17 protein-coding genes are annotated in these 20,345 nt (G+C 60.2%); 8 read left to right on the top strand and 9 right to left on the bottom strand.

Annotated elements, in window-relative coordinates; all coding sequences use genetic code 11:
• Positions 1 to 171: 171 nt before the first annotated feature.
• From HY067_14495 to HY067_14485, 3 genes are read right to left on the bottom strand one after another with little or no spacing between them, the layout of a single operon-like run.
• Positions 172 to 873 carry a phenylacetate-CoA oxygenase subunit PaaI gene (locus HY067_14495; GenBank protein ID MBI3529164.1) on the bottom strand — a complete coding sequence of 234 codons (702 nt, stop codon included), beginning with the start codon at positions 871 to 873 and terminating at the stop codon, positions 172 to 174.
• An 11-nt stretch (positions 874 to 884) separates the two neighbouring features.
• Positions 885 to 1,817, bottom strand: a complete 933-nt coding sequence (locus HY067_14490) for an SDR family NAD(P)-dependent oxidoreductase (GenBank protein ID MBI3529163.1) — start codon at positions 1,815 to 1,817, stop codon at positions 885 to 887.
• Positions 1,814 to 2,869 (bottom strand): 2Fe-2S iron-sulfur cluster binding domain-containing protein, encoded by a 1,056-nt coding sequence (locus HY067_14485; GenBank protein MBI3529162.1) that lies wholly within the window; start codon positions 2,867 to 2,869, stop codon positions 1,814 to 1,816. Before HY067_14485 ends, HY067_14490 begins: the two co-directional genes overlap by 4 nt.
• 53 nt (positions 2,870 to 2,922) lie before the next feature.
• On the opposite strand from HY067_14485, the gene HY067_14480 reads away from it, so the two are divergent.
• On the top strand, positions 2,923 to 3,420 hold the full coding sequence (locus tag HY067_14480; protein ID MBI3529161.1) for a MarR family transcriptional regulator: 498 nt from the start codon (positions 2,923 to 2,925) through the stop codon (positions 3,418 to 3,420).
• A gap of 132 nt (positions 3,421 to 3,552) precedes the next feature.
• Entirely contained in the window at positions 3,553 to 4,518 is a 966-nt protein-coding gene (corA, locus tag HY067_14475; protein ID MBI3529160.1) for a magnesium/cobalt transporter CorA, read from the top strand.
• A gap of 90 nt (positions 4,519 to 4,608) precedes the next feature.
• Here corA and arfB read toward each other — a convergent pair whose 3' ends face one another.
• Positions 4,609 to 5,019, bottom strand: coding sequence for an aminoacyl-tRNA hydrolase (arfB, locus tag HY067_14470; protein ID MBI3529159.1), 411 nt, complete (start codon positions 5,017 to 5,019; stop codon positions 4,609 to 4,611).
• 299 nt (positions 5,020 to 5,318) lie between these two features.
• On the opposite strand from arfB, the gene HY067_14465 reads away from it, so the two are divergent.
• On the top strand, positions 5,319 to 7,064 hold the full coding sequence (locus HY067_14465) for a PQQ-binding-like beta-propeller repeat protein (protein MBI3529158.1): 1,746 nt from the start codon (positions 5,319 to 5,321) through the stop codon (positions 7,062 to 7,064).
• 92 nt (positions 7,065 to 7,156) lie between these two features.
• Positions 7,157 to 7,507 carry a cytochrome c gene (locus HY067_14460; protein ID MBI3529157.1) on the top strand — a complete coding sequence of 117 codons (351 nt, stop codon included), beginning with the start codon at positions 7,157 to 7,159 and terminating at the stop codon, positions 7,505 to 7,507.
• Positions 7,508 to 7,569: 62 nt separating this feature from the next.
• Here HY067_14460 and HY067_14455 read toward each other — a convergent pair whose 3' ends face one another.
• Entirely contained in the window at positions 7,570 to 7,944 is a 375-nt protein-coding gene (locus HY067_14455) for a hypothetical protein (protein MBI3529156.1), read from the bottom strand.
• 143 nt (positions 7,945 to 8,087) lie between these two features.
• Here HY067_14455 and HY067_14450 point away from each other — a divergent pair, with 143 nt between their 5' ends.
• A complete protein-coding gene (locus HY067_14450) occupies positions 8,088 to 8,639 on the top strand; it encodes an NUDIX hydrolase (GenBank protein ID MBI3529155.1) in 552 nt (183 codons plus the stop codon).
• A gap of 215 nt (positions 8,640 to 8,854) precedes the next feature.
• On the opposite strand, the gene HY067_14445 is transcribed toward HY067_14450, so the two are convergent.
• The 4 genes from HY067_14445 to HY067_14430 are packed head-to-tail and all read right to left on the bottom strand — an operon-like array spanning position 8,855 to position 13,187.
• Positions 8,855 to 10,021: an ABC transporter permease gene (locus HY067_14445; protein ID MBI3529154.1), complete on the bottom strand. Its 1,167-nt coding sequence runs from the start codon at positions 10,019 to 10,021 to the stop codon at positions 8,855 to 8,857.
• Positions 10,022 to 10,045: 24 nt separating this feature from the next.
• Positions 10,046 to 11,203 (bottom strand): ABC transporter permease, encoded by a 1,158-nt coding sequence (locus tag HY067_14440; GenBank protein ID MBI3529153.1) that lies wholly within the window; start codon positions 11,201 to 11,203, stop codon positions 10,046 to 10,048.
• A 49-nt stretch (positions 11,204 to 11,252) separates the two neighbouring features.
• Positions 11,253 to 11,957: an ABC transporter ATP-binding protein gene (locus HY067_14435; GenBank protein MBI3529152.1), complete on the bottom strand. Its 705-nt coding sequence runs from the start codon at positions 11,955 to 11,957 to the stop codon at positions 11,253 to 11,255.
• On the bottom strand, positions 11,958 to 13,187 hold the full coding sequence (locus HY067_14430) for an efflux RND transporter periplasmic adaptor subunit (GenBank protein MBI3529151.1): 1,230 nt from the start codon (positions 13,185 to 13,187) through the stop codon (positions 11,958 to 11,960). It lies immediately after the preceding gene.
• A 300-nt stretch (positions 13,188 to 13,487) separates the two neighbouring features.
• On the opposite strand from HY067_14430, the gene HY067_14425 reads away from it, so the two are divergent.
• The 3 genes from HY067_14425 to HY067_14415 all read left to right on the top strand — a co-directional run bounded on the left by HY067_14425 (position 13,488) and on the right by HY067_14415 (position 20,345).
• Positions 13,488 to 15,371: a type II/IV secretion system protein gene (locus tag HY067_14425; GenBank protein MBI3529150.1), complete on the top strand. Its 1,884-nt coding sequence runs from the start codon at positions 13,488 to 13,490 to the stop codon at positions 15,369 to 15,371.
• A gap of 127 nt (positions 15,372 to 15,498) precedes the next feature.
• Positions 15,499 to 15,927: a thioesterase family protein gene (locus HY067_14420; protein MBI3529149.1), complete on the top strand. Its 429-nt coding sequence runs from the start codon at positions 15,499 to 15,501 to the stop codon at positions 15,925 to 15,927.
• A gap of 71 nt (positions 15,928 to 15,998) precedes the next feature.
• The gene (locus HY067_14415; GenBank protein MBI3529148.1) at positions 15,999 to 20,345 is read left to right on the top strand and encodes an EAL domain-containing protein; all 4,347 of its coding nucleotides are present in this window, start codon (positions 15,999 to 16,001) and stop codon (positions 20,343 to 20,345) included.

Raw genomic sequence — 20,345 nt, 5'->3', positions numbered from 1 at the left:
CCTCACCGCAAAGGCGCAAAGACGCAAAGGAAACGCAAAGAAGAACAAGGAAAATAAGAAAAGTGACCGTGGAATTGGCTCGACATGCGGTAATGCCATCCAATTCACATGCAGTTTCTTGCCTTCCTTTGCGTGTTTTTCTTTGCGTCTTCGCGCCTTTGCGGTTACGCGCTAGATTTTCGGCAACGTCAAACCCAAATCCTTCTCCACCAGTTCTGTGACGCGACAGAGAAAATCCTCGCGCATCTCGTCGTTGCTGCGGCTCTTGAGGCCCCAGCGCAGATACATTTCGTTGTTCTTCGATTTGCTCGCGCCGAAAAACCCCGGCGTGATCGGGAAATAGCGGTCGATCGCGTCCTGCACCGCAGCCCTGCCTGCTTCGGTCCGGATCAGTTCCGTGCAGAAATCCCTGCCGAACTTGGCGTGGAATTTCTCCTCGGGCATGGTGATGCGCGCCAGATCCCGCAATGGATGAAACGAGCAATGCAGCAGATCTTCCACCTGCAGGATTTCGGCATAGTCGGCAATTGCCTTGATCACGCAGAATTCCGGCCACGTCTTCAACTCGAAACTGAAGATCGTCAGCGGTTTCTTGATCTTCGGGTCCATCATCGCCATCGGCACGCCGATCTGTTCCGCCAGTCCGCGGAAACGCACATGGTGATGGTACTCCTCCATCGCGACGCGGCAGGTCAGCCATTTCGCGTAAGGCGAAGGCGCCAGCGCGATAGCAGGTTCGTCGAACACCTGGGCGCCGTACAGCTCGTTCACCGCATGGCTGATGACGATCTTCCTGACAGCGGTCTGGTATTCCTCGGGCTGTTGCGCGAGTTCGGCCGCAGTTTTCACGGCAAGGGTGGCGGTAGCAGTCATGGGCGTGTATCTCAGACGATGGGTTCGGTATTGAAGAATTCGAGGTCGGTGGCGAGGTCGGTCAGTCCGGCGGTTAATTCGCCGTGGATGGCCTGGGCGAGCGCCGTCTCGTCCCACGCCGTGCCGGCCGACATGAGGGTGCGCGCAACCGGCCGCGGCTGGGAAAACAACAGCAGCTCGCGCCCGCGCACGCCGAAAAGCTGTCCGGTCAGATTGTGGACATTCGAACTCAAAAAGCTCGCGAGCCTGGCGACGTAGTGTGCGGGAATCTGCAGGGCGCGCCGTTTGTATTCGGCCTGGGCATCGTTCGCAGGCTGAATCGATTCGGTTACCCGCGTCGCGGCAAACGGCGCAATCGCGTTGCAGGTGACTTTCGAGCGGGACATATCCATCGCCACCACGCGTGTCAGACCCACCAGCCCGGCCTTGGCGGAAGCATAAGCTGCCTGCCCGAAGTTGCCGAACAGCCCGGCGCTGGACACGATGTTGACGATGCGCCCGGGAGCGCGGCCGTTCTTCTGCTGCTCGCGCATCAGCGGCGTAGCGGCCGCGAGCAGCGCGAAGGGCGCGGTCAGATTGGTTGCGATGACCTGTTCCCAGTTTTCGCGGCTCGCCTTGAAAATGAAGGAGTCCTTGAGAATCGCCGCATTGTTGATCACGATATCGATCGCACCAAAGGTCTTCGTTGCGGCCTGCACGGCACGCGCCGCCGCCCCGGCATTCGAAAGGTCCTCGCCAAATGCCGCGGCATCGGCGCCCAGCTTTGCGGCGATGGATTGCGCAACCGACGGATCCGGATCGGCACCGGCGATCGATACGCCGCTATCCGCAATCAGGATCGAAGCGCCTCGTCGGTGCAGTTCCTCGACGATCGCCAGCCCGATCCCGCGCGCACCGCCGGTTACGATCGCGACCCTGCCCGACAATGTCTGACCCGTGCTCATCGCATCTCCGCCATTTGTTTCGGTGCAGTCGCAGCCGGGAAAAAGGCATCCGCATGGATATCGCGCGACTCGACGCCGCGTTCGCGCATCAGCGCGGTCGCCGCATCGACCATCGGGGGCGGTCCGGCGAAATAGGCCTTGAAGCCCACCAGCGCGGGAAAATCCGCTGCGACAGCCTCGGTGACCAGCCCGTGCCTCCTCGGCAGCAAAGTCGCTGCGGTTTCCCCGCCGGACTCGGATAGCACGATGTGCGCCCTGAACAAAGGGAACCGGCGCTGCAGTTCGGCCAGTTCCGCTTCGAAGTAAACGTCGCGCTCGGCGCGCGCACCGAAATACAGATGCACCGGTTGGCCAAAGCCGCCCTCCAGGGCGGTTTCGACGATCGACTTGATCGGAGCCAGTCCGCTGCCGCCGGCGATGCACAACATCGAACCGGCATGTTGCGCGCGCAGATAAGACGTGCCGAGCGGACCGGACACCTTGACCATGTCGCCGGACCTGAGAGCCGCCGCCATGCGACAGCTCACCGAGTTCGCCACGGGCATGATGCGGATGTGGAATTCGAGGAGTTTTTCGTCCGGACGATTGGCCATGGAATAATCGCGGGCGACGCCGGGCGCGACCGGAAATTCGACACTGGCAAACTGTCCGGCGGAAAACGCAAATGGCCCGCCGGCGATGATGTCCATCCTGAGCCTGAATATGTCGTGCGTGAGCGCAGTCAGGTCAACGACCCTGCAGCGCATTACGCGCGAGGGATGCACGACAAAGTCCTCGGCGTCGAGCCGGCGCACGACCACATCGCTCCAGACTTGCGAGCGACACGCGAGCACGATGCCACGGCTGCGCTCCTCAGTGGACAGCGCATGCTCGGAATACTCGAGTTCCATGATGTCGCCGGATACGAGCTCGCATCGACAGGTGCCGCAGTTGCCGGACTGGCAGCTGTAGGCAAAGCCGACGCCGTGAGCGAGCAAGGCGTCGAGCACGGTCTGGCCTTCCTCGGCGGGAGCGGACTGGTTCAGGTCGGCGACGGTGACGGTTACACTCACGGTTGTGACCGGCTGGCAGGGTTATGACCGATAGTCTATTATCGACGACAAGTATGGGAAGCAAACTGTTGGATGTCAAACAATCTGGCCGCGCCGCGGATGGCCCCGCAGCGCGGACCCGCAAGGCGCCCGATCTCGGCGTGTTGCCCGGCCTGATCGGCTATCAGCTGCGGCTCGCGCAGCGCGCGATCTTCGCCGATTTCGCAGATACCGTCGGCGAAAGCGGCATCTCGCCCGGGCTGTTCGGCATCCTGGTGGTCATCGGGGAAAATCCCGGACTGACCCAGCAGGCGCTGGCCAACGCGGCTCACCTGGATCGCTCCACCGTCGTTACGGTGATCGACAAACTGGAAGGCCGTGGGCTGGTGGAACGCCGGGCCGCCGATCGGCGCAGCAACGGCCTGTTCCTGGCGGATCAAGGTGCCGCCCTGCTGCGCGGGTTGAAACGCAAAGTGGCCCAGCATGAGCGTCGGGTCGTCCAGAACCTTTCTGCGCGCGAGCGTGCCCAACTGGTTGCGCTTCTCCAGCGCATCCTTCCCGAACGGCGCTAACCGGAGACTGTCGTGGCACGCAAACCCGCTTCCCGCAAGAAGCTATTCCGTCCTCGACGCAAGACGCCTGGCCTGCCTCCCGGTTCGCTGGTGTATACCGGCGACAGGAAATCGCCGATTCCTCGCGTCACCATGCTCGATTACGACGAGCACAGAGTCGTGGAGAAGGAACTCGTGCAGGTGGACGACTGCATCCCGTTCAAGGACGCCCAGACGGTAACCTGGATCAATGTCGACAGCGCGACAGAACCCGGACTCCTGGAAAATTTCGGGCGGGTCATGGGTTTTCATACGCTGATGCTGGAAGACATCCTCAACACCGATCAGCGGCCCAAGTTCGAGGACTACGGCAATTACATTTACATCGTGGTGAAGATGCTCGACTACGATGTGAAGAAGGGCGAGATCGAAATCGAACAGCTATCCTTGATTCTCGGCCCGAACTACGTGATTTCGTTCCAGGAGCGCGCGGGGGATTTTTTCGGCCCGCTGCGCGAACGCATACGCAAATCGCTGGGACGCGTACGCAAGCTCGGCACCGACTATCTCGCCTACGCGATACTGGACATCATCGTGGACCACTATTTCGTGGTACTGGAGAAACTGGGCGAGAAAATCGAGCAACTGGAAGAGATCGTGATCACCAATCCCGGGCAGGGTACGGTGCGCGCCGTCCACGCCATCAAACGCGAGATGATTTTCGTGCGCAAGTCGGTCTGGCCGCTGCGCGAAGTCGTGACCAGCCTGCAACGTTCCGAATCGACTCTCATCCGCGAATCGAACGCCGCTTATTTTCGCGACCTGCACGATCACATCATGCAGGTCACCGACGGCGTGGACACGTTCCGGGACCTTTTGAACGGAATGCTCGATTCCTATTATTCGACGATCACCACGCGGACCAACAGCGTCATGAAAGTGTTGACGCTGTTTTCGGCGATTTTCATGCCGCTGACGTTCATCACCGGCATATTTGGCATGAACTTCCAGCATTTTCCGGAGCTGGAGTGGCACTACGGCTTCCAGGGTTCGCTGATCCTGATGGTGGTGGTCACGATCATCATGGTCGCCATTTTCAAGTGGAAGAAATGGCTCTAGGGCGACGAGTCGCGAAAAAGTCTGGCTGCCGAACACCGCTCCCGGTTTTCGTCCCGACTTCGAAGGGTGTCCGTTCCGGATCTTTCCGAATTACTCCGTATCGGAGACCCGGCCACGCCCGCGTTTCAAGGTTGAGCGTGTGCGTTTTCCCGCAATGCGGCGCTCCTTCGATGCGCGCGTCGGACGCGTCGCAATGCGCGCTTTCGGCCTTGCCGACGCAGCGCGCAGCAAATCCGCCAGCCGGGCCAGCGCATCGCGCCGGTTCGCCTCCTGCGTGCGAAAACGCCCGGCATCGATCACCAGCACGTCCTGAACACTGACCCGCCGGCCGCCAAGCCGGCGCAGCCTCGCCTTCACCTCCTGGGGAAGTGCGCGGCTGGCACCGATGTCGAAGCGTAGTTCGACCGCTGTGGAAACCTTGTTGACGTTCTGCCCGCCCGGGCCTGACGCACGGACATGTCGAAACTCCAATTCTGCTTCGGGTATTGGGAAATGACGCAATACAGCGCTCCCTCACTTGCGGCGTAATGGACCGCGATATGGGCATTCTGCCATCGGCAACGAGCGCGGAATTATGCGGCGGCGCAGCACACGGATACGCCCGACTGGCGCAGGTTTTGGAGGCGGCAGGAAATTTTCCCGGCGTGCTTGCAATCGAAAATAATGAGGGCTACATTTGCGACGGGCTCCCCTATGAACGAAGCTTGAACAAGAACTCAATAAACAGGCGGCGTTAACGGGTCAATCTGTTCTCGAAAAGTTGTGCCCAATCCACTAAATAATACGAACGGGAGAGAGTTATGAAACGATGGACTTATACAGGGGTCGCAAAGGCCCTGTCCGCGGCAGCTTTCGTCGGCTTCGCTTCCCAGGCAATGGCAGCAGATGTCACCTGGGACCGCCTGATGAACGCTGACAAGGACGCAAACAATTGGCTGATGTATCACCAGTCGTTCAAGGGCTGGCACTACAGCGGCCTGGACCAAGTCAACGCCGACAACGTCAAGAACCTGCACGTAGCCTGGTTGCACACGCCTGCTGCTGGCAAGCGCGGCATCCAGTCCTTCCCGCTGGTGGCCGATGGAGTCCTGTACTACACCAGTTCAACTGGCCAAGTGTGGGCACTGGACGGCGCGTCCGGCGCTGTGATCTGGCGCTATCAGGCCAAGATCGACACCGAGCGTGCGGAAGGCACCTTCTACAATCCGTATAACCGCGGCCTGGCGATCGGCTACGGCAAGGTCTACATCGGCACCGTCGACGGCCGCATGATCGCCCTCGACGCGAAGACTGGCAAAGTGGCCTGGGACAACACCATCCTCAGCGTCGAGAAAGGCAACAAGGGCTTCACGGGCGCTCCTGTGATCGTGAAGGACAAGGTCATCATCGGTTCGAACGGCGGTGAGCTGTCCGGCTGCTGCGGCCCGATTTTCGCAGTCAATGCGCAGACCGGCGAAGTGGCATGGCAGTTCGACACCATCGGTGGCGACGAGCGTTCCCGTCAGTCCTGGGGCAACGACTCGTGGAAGATCGGCGGTGGCGGCGGCTGGATGACCGGTTCCTACGATGCCAAGACCAATACGGTATGGTGGGGTACCGCCAATCCGGCGCCCGACTACGACTGGGCCGGCGAAAACTGGAAGACCGACGGTCCGCGTCCCGGCGAAAACCTCTACAGCTCGTCCGTGGTCGTTCTGGATGCCGATTCCGGCGAACTGAAGTCGTATTTCTCCGAAATGCCGCATGATGCTTGGGACTTCGATGCAGCCCCCGGCGAATTCATGTCCCTCGAGAAGGGTGGCAAGCGCTACATGCTGCACCCGAACAAGGGCGGCATTATCTTCGTTTACAACGCTGATCAGGTCGGCGGCGGCAACCAGCTGAAGGTGGAAAACGCCTACATGTTTGGTGAAACCTTCAACTACATCAAGGGCGTCGACCCGAAGACCGGCCAGCTCATCGGCCGTCGCGAGTTGCCGGAAGGCAAGCACACCAACGTATGCCCGGCCATCGATGGCGCGATCAGCTGGAACACGGGTTCTTTCAACCCGGGTACCGGCCTGTTCTACAAGATCGGCCAGGAATGGTGTTTCGACATCGAAGTCGTGAAGGCCGACAAGCCTGCTGACTTCTCGGGTCAAGCCTACTTCGGCGCTTCCTGGACCGCCACGCATCCGCAAGGCAAGAAGGCATACGGCCATGTCACCGGCCGTGACCCGCTGTCCGGCAAGATCAAGTGGCGTACCGAGTTCAAGTACCCGCCGCTGGCCTCGCTGATGTCGACCAAGGGCAATCTAGTGTTCGTGCCCGGCGCCGACGGCAACTTCCATGCGCTCGATGCCCGTACCGGCAAAGAACTCTGGAAGCACAACAACGGTATCGGCCATCACGGCGGCGTGATCTCCTACATGGCGGGCGGCAAGCAGTACATCGCCGTCGTGGCCGGTTGGGGCAGCCACGTGTCAGGCAACTACGGTCCGCTGTTCGGCCACCCGTTCACCGAGATGCCGACCGATGCCGGTCAGCTGATCGTGTTCAGTCTCTAGTCGAACTTCTGAAGTCAAAGCGTTAATTGCGGGCGGGGGAGCGATCCCTCGCCCGCTTTGTTGTTCGAACTCACCGCCCTGCGGAGAAGCAAATGAGAGCCTCACGCAATACGAAGATCGTCCTTGCCGTTGCACTGATCGCCGGCCTGTTTTCCACCCCTGGCTTCGCCAAGGATCCGACCGATGAGGTCGCGGCCAAGATCGACGAAAAATTTGGCGGCAACATCAAAAAACTTTTTGCCACGAAATGCAGCTGGTGTCATCAAGCCTATGGAATGAAGCAGGCCGACGGTCCGAAGCTTGCCGGCACCGACAAGACGCTGGAGCAGGTCATGAAGCAGATCAAGAACGGCAAGTTGCCGATGCCCGGCTTCAAGTCGCAACTGAAGGAAGAAGAGGTCCAGGCGCTCGCCGAATACATCAAGGCACTGCCCGCGAATTAGTCCCCGGATGTCTGCAGACAAAAGGGCGGCCTGAGCCGCCCTTTTTTTCATTCCTGGCGCATTCAATCGGAACGCTGAAGCTCCATCCTGGCGCCGAAACCGGCGTGCTTTCCGTTGCCGCGCAATTGCCTGCCGCCCTCGCCCAACTGAAGACTCATCACCAGCGCAGCGCCGTTGGCGCCGGACGCACTGAACGTGAACGATTTCCCATCAAACGACTGCCTTGCCAGTGGTACTGGCTGTGAACCGAATTCGTCCAGATTCGTGAGTGCGATTTTTCCTGACCCATCCTCGGCGATCTCCATCGCCACCAATCCACTGCTCATGCCGATATACCATGGACCTTTCCACGATCCATGCAATGCGCTCGTATCGGCAACAGCCGTCCCGGCGAAATTAATTGCCATCGTCATTGCAGCAAGCCATATGACTTTCATCCTATTCCTCCGGCAGTTGGATTCGGCTGCGAACCGGACCATGCGCAATTGTAACGGCAGGCCTTGCGGCAGAGAGGCCAGTCGGAGGCATGATCGGGTCGTCCTTATATAATGCCCTCTCAACCGCATAGATTGCCAGTCGAATGAATTTCTGTAGCGCCTGCGGCGCACGCGTCGAACACCGCGTGCCACCCGGCGATAACCTTCCCCGCTCCATTTGCACGAACTGCGGGATCATCCACTACGAAAATCCAAAAATGGTGGTGGGATGCATTCCCGAATGGGAAAACAGCATCTTGTTGTGCCGTCGCGCCATCGAACCCCGCCACGGCTTGTGGACCGTGCCCGCGGGCTTCATGGAAAACGGGGAAACCACGGCCGAGGGCGCTGCGCGCGAGACGCTCGAGGAAGCCAACGCGAAGGTCGAAATCCTGGGACTGTACGCCCTGTTCAACATTCCGCACATCAACCAGGTGTACATGCTGTTTCGTGCCCGGCTTCTCGATCTTGATTTCAGTGCAGGCGCAGAGACCCTGGAAACAAAACTGTTCGAAGAAGAGCAGATTCCCTGGGACCAGATCGCCTTCGTTACGGTCCGGCGCACGCTCAGACACTATTTCGACGATCGTCGCGCCGGGGAATTCCGATTCCATATCGGCACCATCGATCCCATGCCCAAGCCTCCTACTACTTAGCCCAGCCGGCCGCAGGCCGGCGATAAGAGCGTTGACGCGGAGGACGCGGAGGAAAAGCAAGAGAGTGCACGGAGACAAACAGAATATTGGCTGCTTCTCGGAGTCTATTCCCGGGTACCGAGCATATTATTCTGATCTCCTCTGCGACCTCTCTTGTCTTTCCTCTGAGGCCTCTGTGTCGACGCTTCTATCGCCGGCCCGTGGCCGGCTCAGCTCTAAGGCGCGCGCAGCGCGTCGACGATGTTCAGGCGCGACGCTCGCACCGCCGGCAGAAAACCACCCAGCAACCCCATGGACAGGGCGAAGGCCAGCGACTTGGCGACGATCGCGGGATTGAGCGTGAACGAGAATGCCAGTTCGGCGAAGGATTGCCAGTTCATCGTCGAGATCGTCAGGAACTGCATGAAAGAGGCGAGTATCAGTCCGATGCTGCCCCCGACCAGCCCGAGCAGCAGGGCTTCCAGAAGAAATACCATGAGAATGCCGCTGCTGCGGAAACCGAGCGCACGCAATGTGCCGATTTCCGCTGTCCGGCTTGCCACCGACGCATACATGGTGATCATCGCGCCGATGGTCGCCCCAATCGAGAAGATGACCGACAACGTCAGTCCGAGATAACCGATGAAGTTCGCCAGCACTTCGGATTGCTCCGCATAAAATACCGATTCGCGCTTGGCTTCCACCGTGAGCCTCGGATCGGATTCAAGACGCAGCTTGAGGCTGTCGAACCGGGCTGAATCGCTCAATTTCAGGATCAGCGAAGAAAACACCGGCCGGCGGAAGGCCTGCATGAGCTGCTCGACATCTCCCCATATTTCCGAATCGAAGCCGCTCTTGTTCGCGTCGAACGTCCCGACCACGACCCAATCGCGCATGCCGAAGCGCAGTTGCTCGCCGACCCCGGCGCCGCGAAAGCGCTCCGCAATGCTGCGGCCCGCGATGATCTCCGAAGAACCCGGCCGGAACATCCGACCCTGCACGATGCGCACCTGGGGACGTAAATCCCGGCCCTTCGCTCCGAGGCCGCGGATGATCACGTTGGACGGTTTGTCCGAATCGCGCTTCTGCAGGGTGATCAGCACGACCATTTCCTTCGATACCCTCACCTGACCGTCCGGGCCGTATGCAATCTCCGGCTGACTTTCCACGACCCCGGCCTGCGCGCGGTCGATGCCACTTTGCACTTCCGTTCCCGACGAGCGCCGCGTTACCACGACATTGTCCGGGGATCCGGTGTCGACCAGCGTTTTCTTGAGGCCTTCCTGCAGCATCAGCACGGTGGCGAACACGAACACCACCAGTGCCATGCCAGCGGCGGTGAGGGCCGTCGTCAGCTTGCGCGCGGACAGATTCTTGGCGGCATAGGAAAACGGAATGACCATGGCGGGGTCAATGCGATCGGGCTGCTAGCCGATGTTCCTGAGACCGTCGACGATGCGCAAGCGGGCCGCACGTAAACCGGGGAACAGCGCGGCAACCGTGCCAACCAGCAGGACGGCTGCCAACTGCATGATCACAGTGGCCCGCGAGACGCCGAATACGGGAAACAGCGTTCCCATTTTGGCTGCAAACCAATCCGCCACGGGAAACGTGGCGGTGATGCCAGCAGCGGCTCCTGCCAGGGCGATTGCGAGAGATTCGCCGAAAATCAGCGCCAGCAGCCGGGCCGGTCCAAAACCGAGTGCTTTCATCGTTGCGTATTCCGAAAGGCGCTCGCGCGCCGTCATCGCCATGGTGTTCGCCATGACCGCCATGATGATGAAAATCACAAGGAAGGAAACGATCTGGATAGCCACCACGATCGCCTCGGTCATGGCGACGAATCCCAGCTGGAATGCCTTTTCGGTTTCCGTCAGCGTTTCGGCCAGTGAGTTCCTGAACATCTGATCGATGACCGAACTGACTGATGCCGCGCGGCTGGCCTGATCGATGCCTACTATGTAGACGCCCACCGTATTGGCGCGGCGCGGGACGGTCTTCTTCAGGGTTTCGTTCAAGTAATCCCAATGGAAGAAAAACTGGGACGTATCGGTCTTGGCGTCCGCGCCATCATAGATCGCCCGTACCACGAATTCCCAGGTACCGGGAAAAATGGTCCCTCGCAACGGCACCACATCGCCGACCTTGAAACCATGCTGTAGCGCGAGTTTGCGGCCGACCACGCAACCTTTGCGATCGTGCAGGAAAGTCTTCATGTCCTCGGGCGATATCCGATATTCCGGATAAAGCGGGAAGTAGGTTCCGGAATCCACGGCAAACTGCGGAAAGAAATTTCTCTCCGAGACATAGACTCCACCGAACCAGTTGGCATGGCTGACATGGTCGACCCCATCGACCTGCCGGATGCGCTCGCCATAGGTGATCGGCAGGGAAAACACGAGGGAAATCGCATTCCGGGTGACAAGACGGGTGGTCGAGGCATTCTCGGCTCCGGCAAACCAGGACTCCACCACCGTGCGCAAGAGACCGAAGGCGACAATGGCGACGAAGATGCCGAGCAGGGTCAGCCCTGTGCGCAGCTTGTGGCGCAGGGCATTGCGCAGGATCAGCTTCAGGAAGTACATGGAAATATCTTGGGGCCGAAATGCACGAACCGTTTGCAGCGCCGGGAGATCAGACGGCGACAGCAGGCGCTGCGATCTCGACCAGTTCGCCCTTGTCGAGGTGTTTGATCACCCTGGCTCGCTCAGCGGCGCGTTGATCGTGTGTCACCATCACGATGGTCTTCCCCATCTCGCGATTCAGCCGTTCCAGCAATCCGAGAGTTTCCGCGGCGGACACCCGGTCCAGATCGCCGGTCGGCTCATCGGCCACGATGAGCAGAGGATCGGTGATGATGGCGCGGGCAATGGCTACACGCTGTTGCTGTCCGCCGGAAAGCTCGGAAGGGTAATGCGCCGCGCGGTCAACGAGGCTGACCATCTCCAGTGCAAGCTGGACGCGCTCGCGCCTGTCGCGACGACCCAGACCGGTAAGCAGCAACGGCAACTCGACATTCTCGAATGCGGTGAGCACCGGCATCAGGTTATAAAACTGGAAGATGAAGCCGATGTTGGCCGCGCGCCAGTCGGCAAGTTCGGACTCGGACAGCCGGGAAATATCCTCTGTGCCGATGCGCAATTCACCGCTGTCAGGCTTGTCGATTCCGGCAATGAGATTGAGCAAGGTGCTCTTGCCCGAGCCGGAAGGACCCATCAGGGCCAGGAATTCACCTTCCGCGATGTCGAAGCTCAGATCGTGAAGTACCGGGACAACCTGCCCTCCCCGCCGATAGGATTTGAACAGATGGCGTAGCTCTACGATCGCCGCGCTTGTCATCTACTTGGTCGCCGACTTGACTGCAGTGCCGTCGTGCAGTTTTTCAAGCGGCCTCAGCACCACCTTCTCGCCGGGTTGCGGACCGCGCCGGATCTCCACCAGGTCGCCGATCTTCGCGCCGGTCTCGATCGGCATTTCAGCAAGTTTGCCCTCTTTCACCACGAACACGACGTCGCGCCCGCCCCGGTTTGTAATCGCGGCCGGATTCACCGCCGGCCTTGCCGTCCGCTCGGCGTCGTCGACCTCCTTCGACAAGAACGCCGCCTTCGCACTCATTTCCGGCAACACACGCGCATCCGGCTCGAGGAAGCGGATCTTGGTCATCACCGTGGCCTTGGAACGATCGACCGTCGGTACCGTACGGCTGACCTCGCCGCGAAAACGTTTGTCCGGTAACGCGTCCAGCTGGATCTCCACGGGCTGGCCGATATGCACCCTGGAAAGGCTGGACTCGGATACGTCGGCCTCCACTTCCAGCGTCGTCATATCGGCCATGGTGACCACTGCACCTTTACTGTCGAGCGCGGACGAAAAAGGCGTGACGATGTCCCCGACGTTTGCGGCCTTCGTCAATACGACCCCATCGAAAGGCGCGCGGATGAGCGTTTGCTCGACCGCCACCTGCGCGCCACGCAAATTCGCTGCCGCAGCGGCGATTGCGGCTTGCAGGCTGGCAATCTGGGCCGTGGATTTGTTGTAGCGCGCCACGGCGATGTCGTGAGAAGCCTGCGACACAAAACCCTCCGCCAGCAGACCCTGCGAGCGCCTGAGGGCGGTTTCCGCATCCTTCTGTTCCGCCTGTCCCTGTGCCAGGTTGGCGCGCGCGACCTGTACGTTAGCCGCCGCCTGCTCACGCGTGGCCTTGACGTCGAGGTCTTCCAATCGTGCGATGACATCGTCTCTCCTGACGCGACTGCCCTCTTGCACACCCAGCCAGATCAGGCGGCCGGTCGCTTTCGAGGCCACTGCGGCCTTGCGTTGGGCCACGACGTAACCGGTTGCATTCAGAACGGTGAAGCTTTGCGAAGGATATGCCATCGTCACGGTGACCGTTTCCACTTCCGACGGCGCGGCGGCTAGACGGTAGTAAACAACCGCGGCTGCTACGAGCGCAGCAACCACCAACGATGCCGGCACCAGCAGCCGCCTCCAGCGGCTGCCCGCACGCGATCGGGCGGGTGCAGTTCTCGTGCGATCTATTTTCAGCCTCGACAGGTCCGGCGTATCCACGCGTATTCACCAGTAAGAATGACGTCATTATGACGGAAGCTCCCGCCGTTGGACCGGGCGACTTTGAGTAGGTGCGCCCGATCCAAAAAAAGAGGCGGCGCAGGCATGCCGCCTCCTGTCTGCGGCAGGGATGCATCCCGGTCATTCAGGCTACCAGCTAACTTCCTTCCCTCGGTTAGATGCACTATTATGAGGCGGTAAGCTGAGGAATCAGCACACTCATCAGCGTTCGATCGATCAGCCGCGAGTTGGAGGCGAATGTTCTCAGGTTTATAGTGCAGTGAGACACCGCGAAAAATCATGCCTGCCAATACGCCAGCCCCAGCATCTCAAGCCGACACGCGAAAGCAAACCCCTTCGTCGAACCCGCCACCGGCTGCTCCCGGGAAAACCCAGAAGCAGCCGGACAAGAAGCTCACGCTCGATCAGTTGCTCGCCGATCTGGTCGCTGACAAGCTGATATCCCAGGATACTGCCGAGAAACTGGTCGCACTGCGCCGCAATCTGCGCAGCAGCGACCTTCATCCGCTGATGATTCTCGCGGATCAGAAATGGAAAGATCCGCGCAATCCCAAGAAGCTGCTGACCCTTGAAGTCTTGACCGAGTGGATGGCCAGCAAGGTCGGGCTTCCCTATCTGCACATCGATCCTTTCAAGATCGACTTCGCCGCCGTTACCAAGATAGTGTCGAACGCCTACGCCGAGCGATTCAAAATTCTGCCGGTCAGCGTCAGCGCCACCGAAGTGGTGATTGCCACGTGCGAACCTTATGTTCGCGAGTGGGAGGCAGAACTGGCGCGCATCATGCGGTTGGAAATCAGAAGGGTCATCGCCAATCCGCAGGACATCAACGGCTTTCTGGTGGAGTTTTACAATCTCGCGCGCTCGGTCAAGAGCGCCAGCGAACTGCATGGCGCGGCACTTTCCGACATCACCAACTTCGAGCAGTTGGTCCAGCTCGGCAGCAGCGGCAAACTCGACGCCAACGACCAGCATGTCGTGCGACTGGTGGACTGGCTGCTGCAGTATGCGTTCGATGAAGGTGCCAGCGATATTCACGTCGAGCCACGGCGTGATGTGGCCAACGTGCGCTTCCGCATCGACGGCGTACTGCACCAGGTCTACCAGATTCCGACGCCGGTAGTCGCCGCCATGACGAGCCGCATCAAGATTCTGGGACGCATGGACGTGGTCGAAAAACGGCGTCCGCAGGATGGCCGCATCAAGACCCGCACCTCCGAAGGCGAGGAAATCGAACTGCGTCTGTCGACCATGCCGACTGCATTCGGGGAAAAGCTGGTCATGCGGATTTTCAATCCGGACGTGATCGTCAAGGACTTCAAGGAGTTGGGTTTCTCCGATGAGGACCGAGACCGCTGGCAAAAGGCAGTAACGCATCCGCATGGCATCGTTTTGGTGACCGGGCCGACAGGATCGGGCAAGACAACCACGCTCTATTCGACGCTGAAGCAGCTGGCCTTGCCGGACGTAAATGTCTGCACCATCGAAGACCCGATCGAAATGGTGGAGCCGACGTTCAACCAGATGCAGGTGCAGGCCGGAATCGGGCTCGATTTTTCTTCCGGCATTCGCACCCTGATGCGCCAGGATCCGGACATCGTGATGGTCGGAGAAATTCGAGACCTGGAAACCGCCGATATGGCGATTCAAGCTGCATTGACCGGGCACCTGGTGCTGTCTACCTTGCACACGAACGATTCACCGTCCGCCATTACGCGTCTGCTCGATCTCGGTGTGCCACCGTATCTGATCCACTCGACGATTCTCGGCGTCATGGCGCAACGCCTGGTGCGCACGCTCTGCCCCCACTGCCGCGAGGCCGCCGAGATCGACGCGGAAACCTGGAATATGCTGATTGCGCCCTGGCAATCGGAAAAGCCGCAGCAGATGTACTACGCGAAAGGCTGCCTCGAATGCCGGATGACCGGATATTCCGGTCGGATTGGAATCTACGAAATCTTGCTCATGTCGGCAGCGCAGCGCCCGTTGATCACTGCAGACGCCGATTTCACGTTGATACGCGATCAGGCCTATCGGGATGGCATGAAACCGCTGAGGATTTCTGGCGCCGTGAAGATCGCCGCGGGAATCACGACCGTGGACGAAATTCTCAAGGTCGCGCCTCCGCTGAGCGGAGATCGCAGAAAGAATCACCGGGCCTGATCGCCCCGCCGTCGGTGCGTTGTGCCGGTAGCATCCTGGGCAAGCCTTGCCTTCTCGTCGAATAGTCCCCCGGCGAAATTATAGAATCGCCGGTCTACGCCGTTAACCATCCATTCACACGCAAATCATGAAAGATACGCTGCAGCCCGGACTTACGCACACCTTCCAATTCCGGATTCCGGCGACCAAAACGGTGCCGCATCTCTATCCGGAGTCCGAAATGTTCCGGGAAATGCCGGAAGTATTCGCAACCGGTTTCATGGTCGGTTTGCTGGAATGGGCATGCGTTGAGACATTGCGGCCGCACCTGGACTGGCCCGCCGAACAATCGCTGGGCACGCATGTGAATGTTTCACATGAGGCCGCCACACCTCCGGGAATGACGGTGACGGTCAATGTCCGCCTGACGGAAGTGGACGGCAGAAGAATCCGTTTTCACGTCGAGGCGCATGACGGAATGGAAAGGATTTCCCAAGGCACGCACGAAAGATTTGTAATCGACGCCGCGCGATTTCGCAGCAAGGTAGCGGAGAAAGCGGCTCGCGCCGCCAGGTAGCCGCCAGCGGAAGGGCGTACTCTTTTTTTCGGCAAAAGACGCAAGCGCATACAAGGCTGGCCTATCGCTTCATGAACGCCGACTTTTCCTCCTTAAAGCTCCCGTGGGGCGTTCGCGACCTCGCGCTCAACGCAGCGGTAGCACTCGCCTACATCGCCGCGGGCATCGCCGGATTGCAATTCGCCTTCTTCCATCACATCGCGACTTCGGTCTGGGCGCCGTCCGGGATTGCCCTGGCCTCACTCCTGCTGTGGGGACCGCGGACACTGCCGGCAGTCGCGCTTGGAGCCTTCGCGGTGAATTTCTGGCATACCGGTCAGTTCGGCAGCGCAATCGGCGTCTCCATCGGCAATTCGCTTGAAGCGTGCGCCGGCCGGTGGGCTCTGACGCGCTGGGCCGGCATGGATCCGAAACTCGAACGTCTGCGCGATGCCGGCGCGCTGATGATTTTCGGCGTGGCGGCAAGTCCGATCATCGCCGCAACGATAGGTCCTTTCAGCTTGTGGGTTGCCGGCGCGCTGCCGGCTGCCGAATTCGGAAAAACCTGGCTGGTATGGTGGCTGGGGGACGCCCTCGGCATTCTCTTGATTACCCCGCTTATCCTGGCGTGGGCGGCGAACCCGGTGCTGAATTTGCGGCAAGCATCCACCTGGCGGGCAATCGGCCTGCTCGCCGCGCAGACGATGGCGGCGCAGATTGTGTTTCACGGCTGGCTGGGCTCGCCACTCAGCATCGAACGCGCGACTTATGCGTTGCTGCCATGTGCAGTATTACTTGCGGCGACTTGCCCGCTTCGCCACTCCACGATTGCGAGCGTCGTCCTGTTCGTCACTGCAATCTGGCAAACCGCCCACGGCACCGGTCCCTTCGCGATCGGCGATCCGGGCGTCAATCTGATCCTGTTGCACGTCTTTCTCGCCATTACGTCGTTTACCACGCTTCTTGTCGCCGGAGTCAACGCCGAGCGCGCCGGCGCGCTGCACGACATGCGCCGCAACGTGGATCGATACCGGCAATTGTCGGAGCTTTCAGCGGAGTGGTACTGGGAGCAGGACGAGAACCTGCGCTTCAAGAGTCTGGGCGCGAGCCGTTATTATGACGCCAACCAGAATGCAGGCACGGTTGCGTCGAATCAGATCGGCATGACGCGGTGGGAGATTCCTCATGCCGGAATATCGGATGAGGAAAAAAACGCCCACGATCGACTTCTCGCGGAACGCAAGCCGTTTCGCGATCTGGTGGTTACCCGGTTCAACAATCGGGGGGAAATTCGCATCACCTCCACCAGCGGCTATCCGATCTTCGACGAGCATGGTCGATTCCGCGGCTATCGCGGCATCGGTCGCGACATTACCGAGATCAAGCAGACCGAACTCGCCTTGCGCGCCAGCGAAGTTCGGTTCCGCAGCCTCATTGAATTTTCTTCCGACTGGTACTGGGAGCAGGACGAAAACCTGCGATTCAAGTTCGTTTCCCTGTCGCCACGCGATCACGCCGGCCTGCCGGGGCCGGCAGCAGTAGGCAAGACCCGCTTCGAACTGCCGAACGAATTCGAGCCCCCGGAAGCGCGCCAACAGCACGAGCAGGATCTGCTGGCGCGGCGCGCGTTCCGCGATGTGGTCCTGAAGCGGACAAGACCGGATGGCGAGGTTCGCTATGCGTCGATCAGCGGACACCCGATAATCAGCAGCGACGGCGTTTTCCAGGGCTATCGCGGCGTCGGCAGCGATGTAACGGATCAGATCATCGCGGCGCAACGCGAATCGCGATTACGCAACTACTACTCGATCCTGTCCGAAGTCAACGAAGTCATCGCACGCCTGCCGGCGCGCGATGCATTGTTCCGCGTGGTATGCGACATGCTGGCTGCGCGCGGCGGCATCGACTTCGTACGGTTCGCAATGCTCGATGAAACGACGAAGCGCATGGAAACCGTCGCGCACAGCGGTGATGATCGGACACTCGCCTCGCAGCTGTTCTCTTCGATGGACCCGGCACTCCCGGAAGGCCGCACTGCGTCGGCGATTGCGCTGGCGAGCGGCAGGGTCTTCATCTGCAACGACGTCGGCAACGAAGAGCAGATATCCGGGCGCGAACTTCTGCTTCAGGCCGGACTGCGCTCCGCCGCGACCTTTCCGCTCGTCGTGCTCGGCAAACCGAAAGGTGCGCTCCATCTATACGCCAGGGAGCCCGGTGCCTTCGACGCGGAACTGCTGGGGCTGCTCAATCGGCTCGGCCCGAATATTTCCTTCGCCCTGGAAAACCTGGAAAGTAATGCCGCGCGCGAGAAGGCCGAGCTGGCAGTTGCCGACGGGCGCCATTTTCTGGATGACGTTATCAATGCGGTCGCGAGCCCGATCATCGTCAAGAGCGAGGATCACCGCTTCATCTCGATGAACGATGCAGCGGTCCGGTTTCTCGGCAGACCGCGGGAGTGGTTGCTCGGAAAAACCGACTACGACCTGTTTCCACCGGAACGCGCCGCCCATCTGCAAAGTACCGACGATCTCGCTCTCGAAAAAACGAAGCCGATCGAGTATGAGGGCACGTACACGATCGCAGGCATTCCACATACGATGTACGTCTACAAGTCAGCGCTGGTACGTGGCGACGGCAGCCGGGTGCTCGTGCTGGTCATGACGGACGTGACGCAACGCAAAGCGTCGGAGGACGCGTTACGTTCGAGCGAACAGAGATTTCGCGACTTTGCGGACACCGCGGCCGAATTCATGTGGGAGAACGATCGCGACAGCCGCTTCACTTATGTTTCACCGCGCGCATTCGAAGTACTGGGATATGCACCGGAGGAATTGATCGGTCATACGGCGGCCGAGTTCATGCCGGCTGGCGAGGTCGATCGCGTACGACAGTGGCTCAAAGACAACGAGCATGCCGACGGTTCATACCGCAACCTCGAACACATGTTCGTATGCAAATCCGGGGCAACCGTCTGGCTCAATGTCGGCGCGGTCGTGAAAACAGGCGAAAACGGCGTGCCGGCCGGACATCGCGGCACCACTCGCGACGTCACCGAGATGAAACAATCCGAAGCCCGAATCAGCTACCTGGCCACCCGCGACCCGCTGACCGAACTCCCGAACCGGCTGCTGTTCAACGACCGCCTCGAACAGGGAATCATTGCCGCGCGGCGCAAAGGGGACAAGCTCGGCGTTCTGTTTCTCGACCTGGATCGCTTCAAGAACATCAACGACTCCCTTGGTCACCACATCGGCGACCTCCTGCTCAAGGAAGTCTCCAGCCGAATGGCTTCCTGCATCCGCGGGGGCGATACGCTTTCCCGGCTCGGCGGCGACGAGTTCGTCGTAACGCTCGAAAGTCTGGCGCACGCGGAAGATGCATCGCAAGTCGCTTTGAAGATCATCGATGCGCTTCACCGGCCGATCTCAGTCGGCAGTCACACGCTCAACACGTCATGCAGCATCGGGATCAGCATTTATCCGAACGATGCCGAAGACAGCCGGGAACTCATGAAGAACGCCGACACGGCGATGTACCACGCCAAGGAGCGGGGTCGTAACAATTTCCAGTTCTTCTCTCCGGAGATGAATTTGCGAGCGGTCGAGCGCCACCAACTGGAGACCGAACTGCGCCGGGCGCTGGAAGCGGATCAGTTCGTGCTGCACTATCAGCCCCAGATGGACATCCGCACAGGCAGGCTGGTCGGCATCGAAGCGCTGATTCGCTGGCAGCATCCGCAGCGGGGGCTGGTGCCACCGAACAGCTTTATTCCGGTCGCCGAGGAATCCGGCCTGATCGAACTGATCGGAAAATGGGCGCTTCGTACCGCCTGCGAACAGAACCAGCGCTGGCAGGCGGCCGGGTTTCCCATCGTAAAAATCGCGGTGAACATTTCCGCGCGGCAGTTCAATGATCCGAGCGGTTTCGCCGATGAGGTCACCAGGCTGCTGAACGTGACCGGACTGGACCCGCGCTACCTCGAGCTGGAAATGACCGAGAGCATGCTGCTGAAAAACGTCGACGAAAACGTCGCTGTGCTGCGGAAGCTGGGGAAGCTCGGCACCTACCTCGCGGTCGACGATTTCGGAACGGGCTATTCGTCGCTCGCCTATCTCAAGCAACTACCGATCGACACGCTTAAGATCGACCGCACTTTCGTGCGGGACATCGAAAGCGATCCCGACGATGCCGCCATCATCCAGGCCATTATCGCCATGGCCCATGGTCTGGAACTGCGCGTAACCGCCGAGGGCGTGGAAACGCAGGGCCAGCTTGCGGCTTTGGGGAAATTGAAGTGCGACCAGTTTCAGGGCTATTTGATTTCGCGGCCCATACCGGCCGAAGAATTTGCCCCCCGCTTTCTGGAGCACTCCGTATCCGCCGCACCCAAACCCGTCCAGCGTCGAAGCTCCGCCGGCAGCCAGGCCCGCAGAGCCTGA

The organism is Betaproteobacteria bacterium (assembly GCA_016194905.1).
Taxonomy (GTDB): domain Bacteria; phylum Pseudomonadota; class Gammaproteobacteria; order Burkholderiales; family JACQAP01; genus JACQAP01.
The sequence above is the reverse complement of the archived record's forward strand: the minus strand, read 5'-3'. Positions and strand labels throughout refer to the sequence as shown.

Excerpts from the sequence above, each read along its gene's own strand:
- HY067_14450 (MBI3529155.1), top strand. The coding sequence starts at position 8,088 with ATGAATTTCTGTAGCGCCTGCGGCGCACGCGTCGAACACCGCGTGCCA.
- HY067_14420 (MBI3529149.1), top strand. The coding sequence starts at position 15,499 with ATGAAAGATACGCTGCAGCCCGGACTTACGCACACCTTCCAATTCCGG.
- HY067_14495 (MBI3529164.1), bottom strand. The coding sequence starts at position 873 with ATGACTGCTACCGCCACCCTTGCCGTGAAAACTGCGGCCGAACTCGCG.
- HY067_14480 (MBI3529161.1), top strand. The coding sequence starts at position 2,923 with ATGGGAAGCAAACTGTTGGATGTCAAACAATCTGGCCGCGCCGCGGAT.
- HY067_14415 (MBI3529148.1), top strand. The coding sequence starts at position 15,999 with ATGAACGCCGACTTTTCCTCCTTAAAGCTCCCGTGGGGCGTTCGCGAC.
- HY067_14455 (MBI3529156.1), bottom strand. The coding sequence starts at position 7,944 with ATGAAAGTCATATGGCTTGCTGCAATGACGATGGCAATTAATTTCGCC.
- HY067_14490 (MBI3529163.1), bottom strand. The coding sequence starts at position 1,817 with ATGAGCACGGGTCAGACATTGTCGGGCAGGGTCGCGATCGTAACCGGC.
- HY067_14460 (MBI3529157.1), top strand. The coding sequence starts at position 7,157 with ATGAGAGCCTCACGCAATACGAAGATCGTCCTTGCCGTTGCACTGATC.
- HY067_14425 (MBI3529150.1), top strand. The coding sequence starts at position 13,488 with ATGCCTGCCAATACGCCAGCCCCAGCATCTCAAGCCGACACGCGAAAG.
- HY067_14465 (MBI3529158.1), top strand. The coding sequence starts at position 5,319 with ATGAAACGATGGACTTATACAGGGGTCGCAAAGGCCCTGTCCGCGGCA.
- HY067_14435 (MBI3529152.1), bottom strand. The coding sequence starts at position 11,957 with ATGACAAGCGCGGCGATCGTAGAGCTACGCCATCTGTTCAAATCCTAT.
- HY067_14445 (MBI3529154.1), bottom strand. The coding sequence starts at position 10,021 with ATGGTCATTCCGTTTTCCTATGCCGCCAAGAATCTGTCCGCGCGCAAG.
- corA (MBI3529160.1), top strand. The coding sequence starts at position 3,553 with ATGCTCGATTACGACGAGCACAGAGTCGTGGAGAAGGAACTCGTGCAG.
- HY067_14440 (MBI3529153.1), bottom strand. The coding sequence starts at position 11,203 with ATGTACTTCCTGAAGCTGATCCTGCGCAATGCCCTGCGCCACAAGCTG.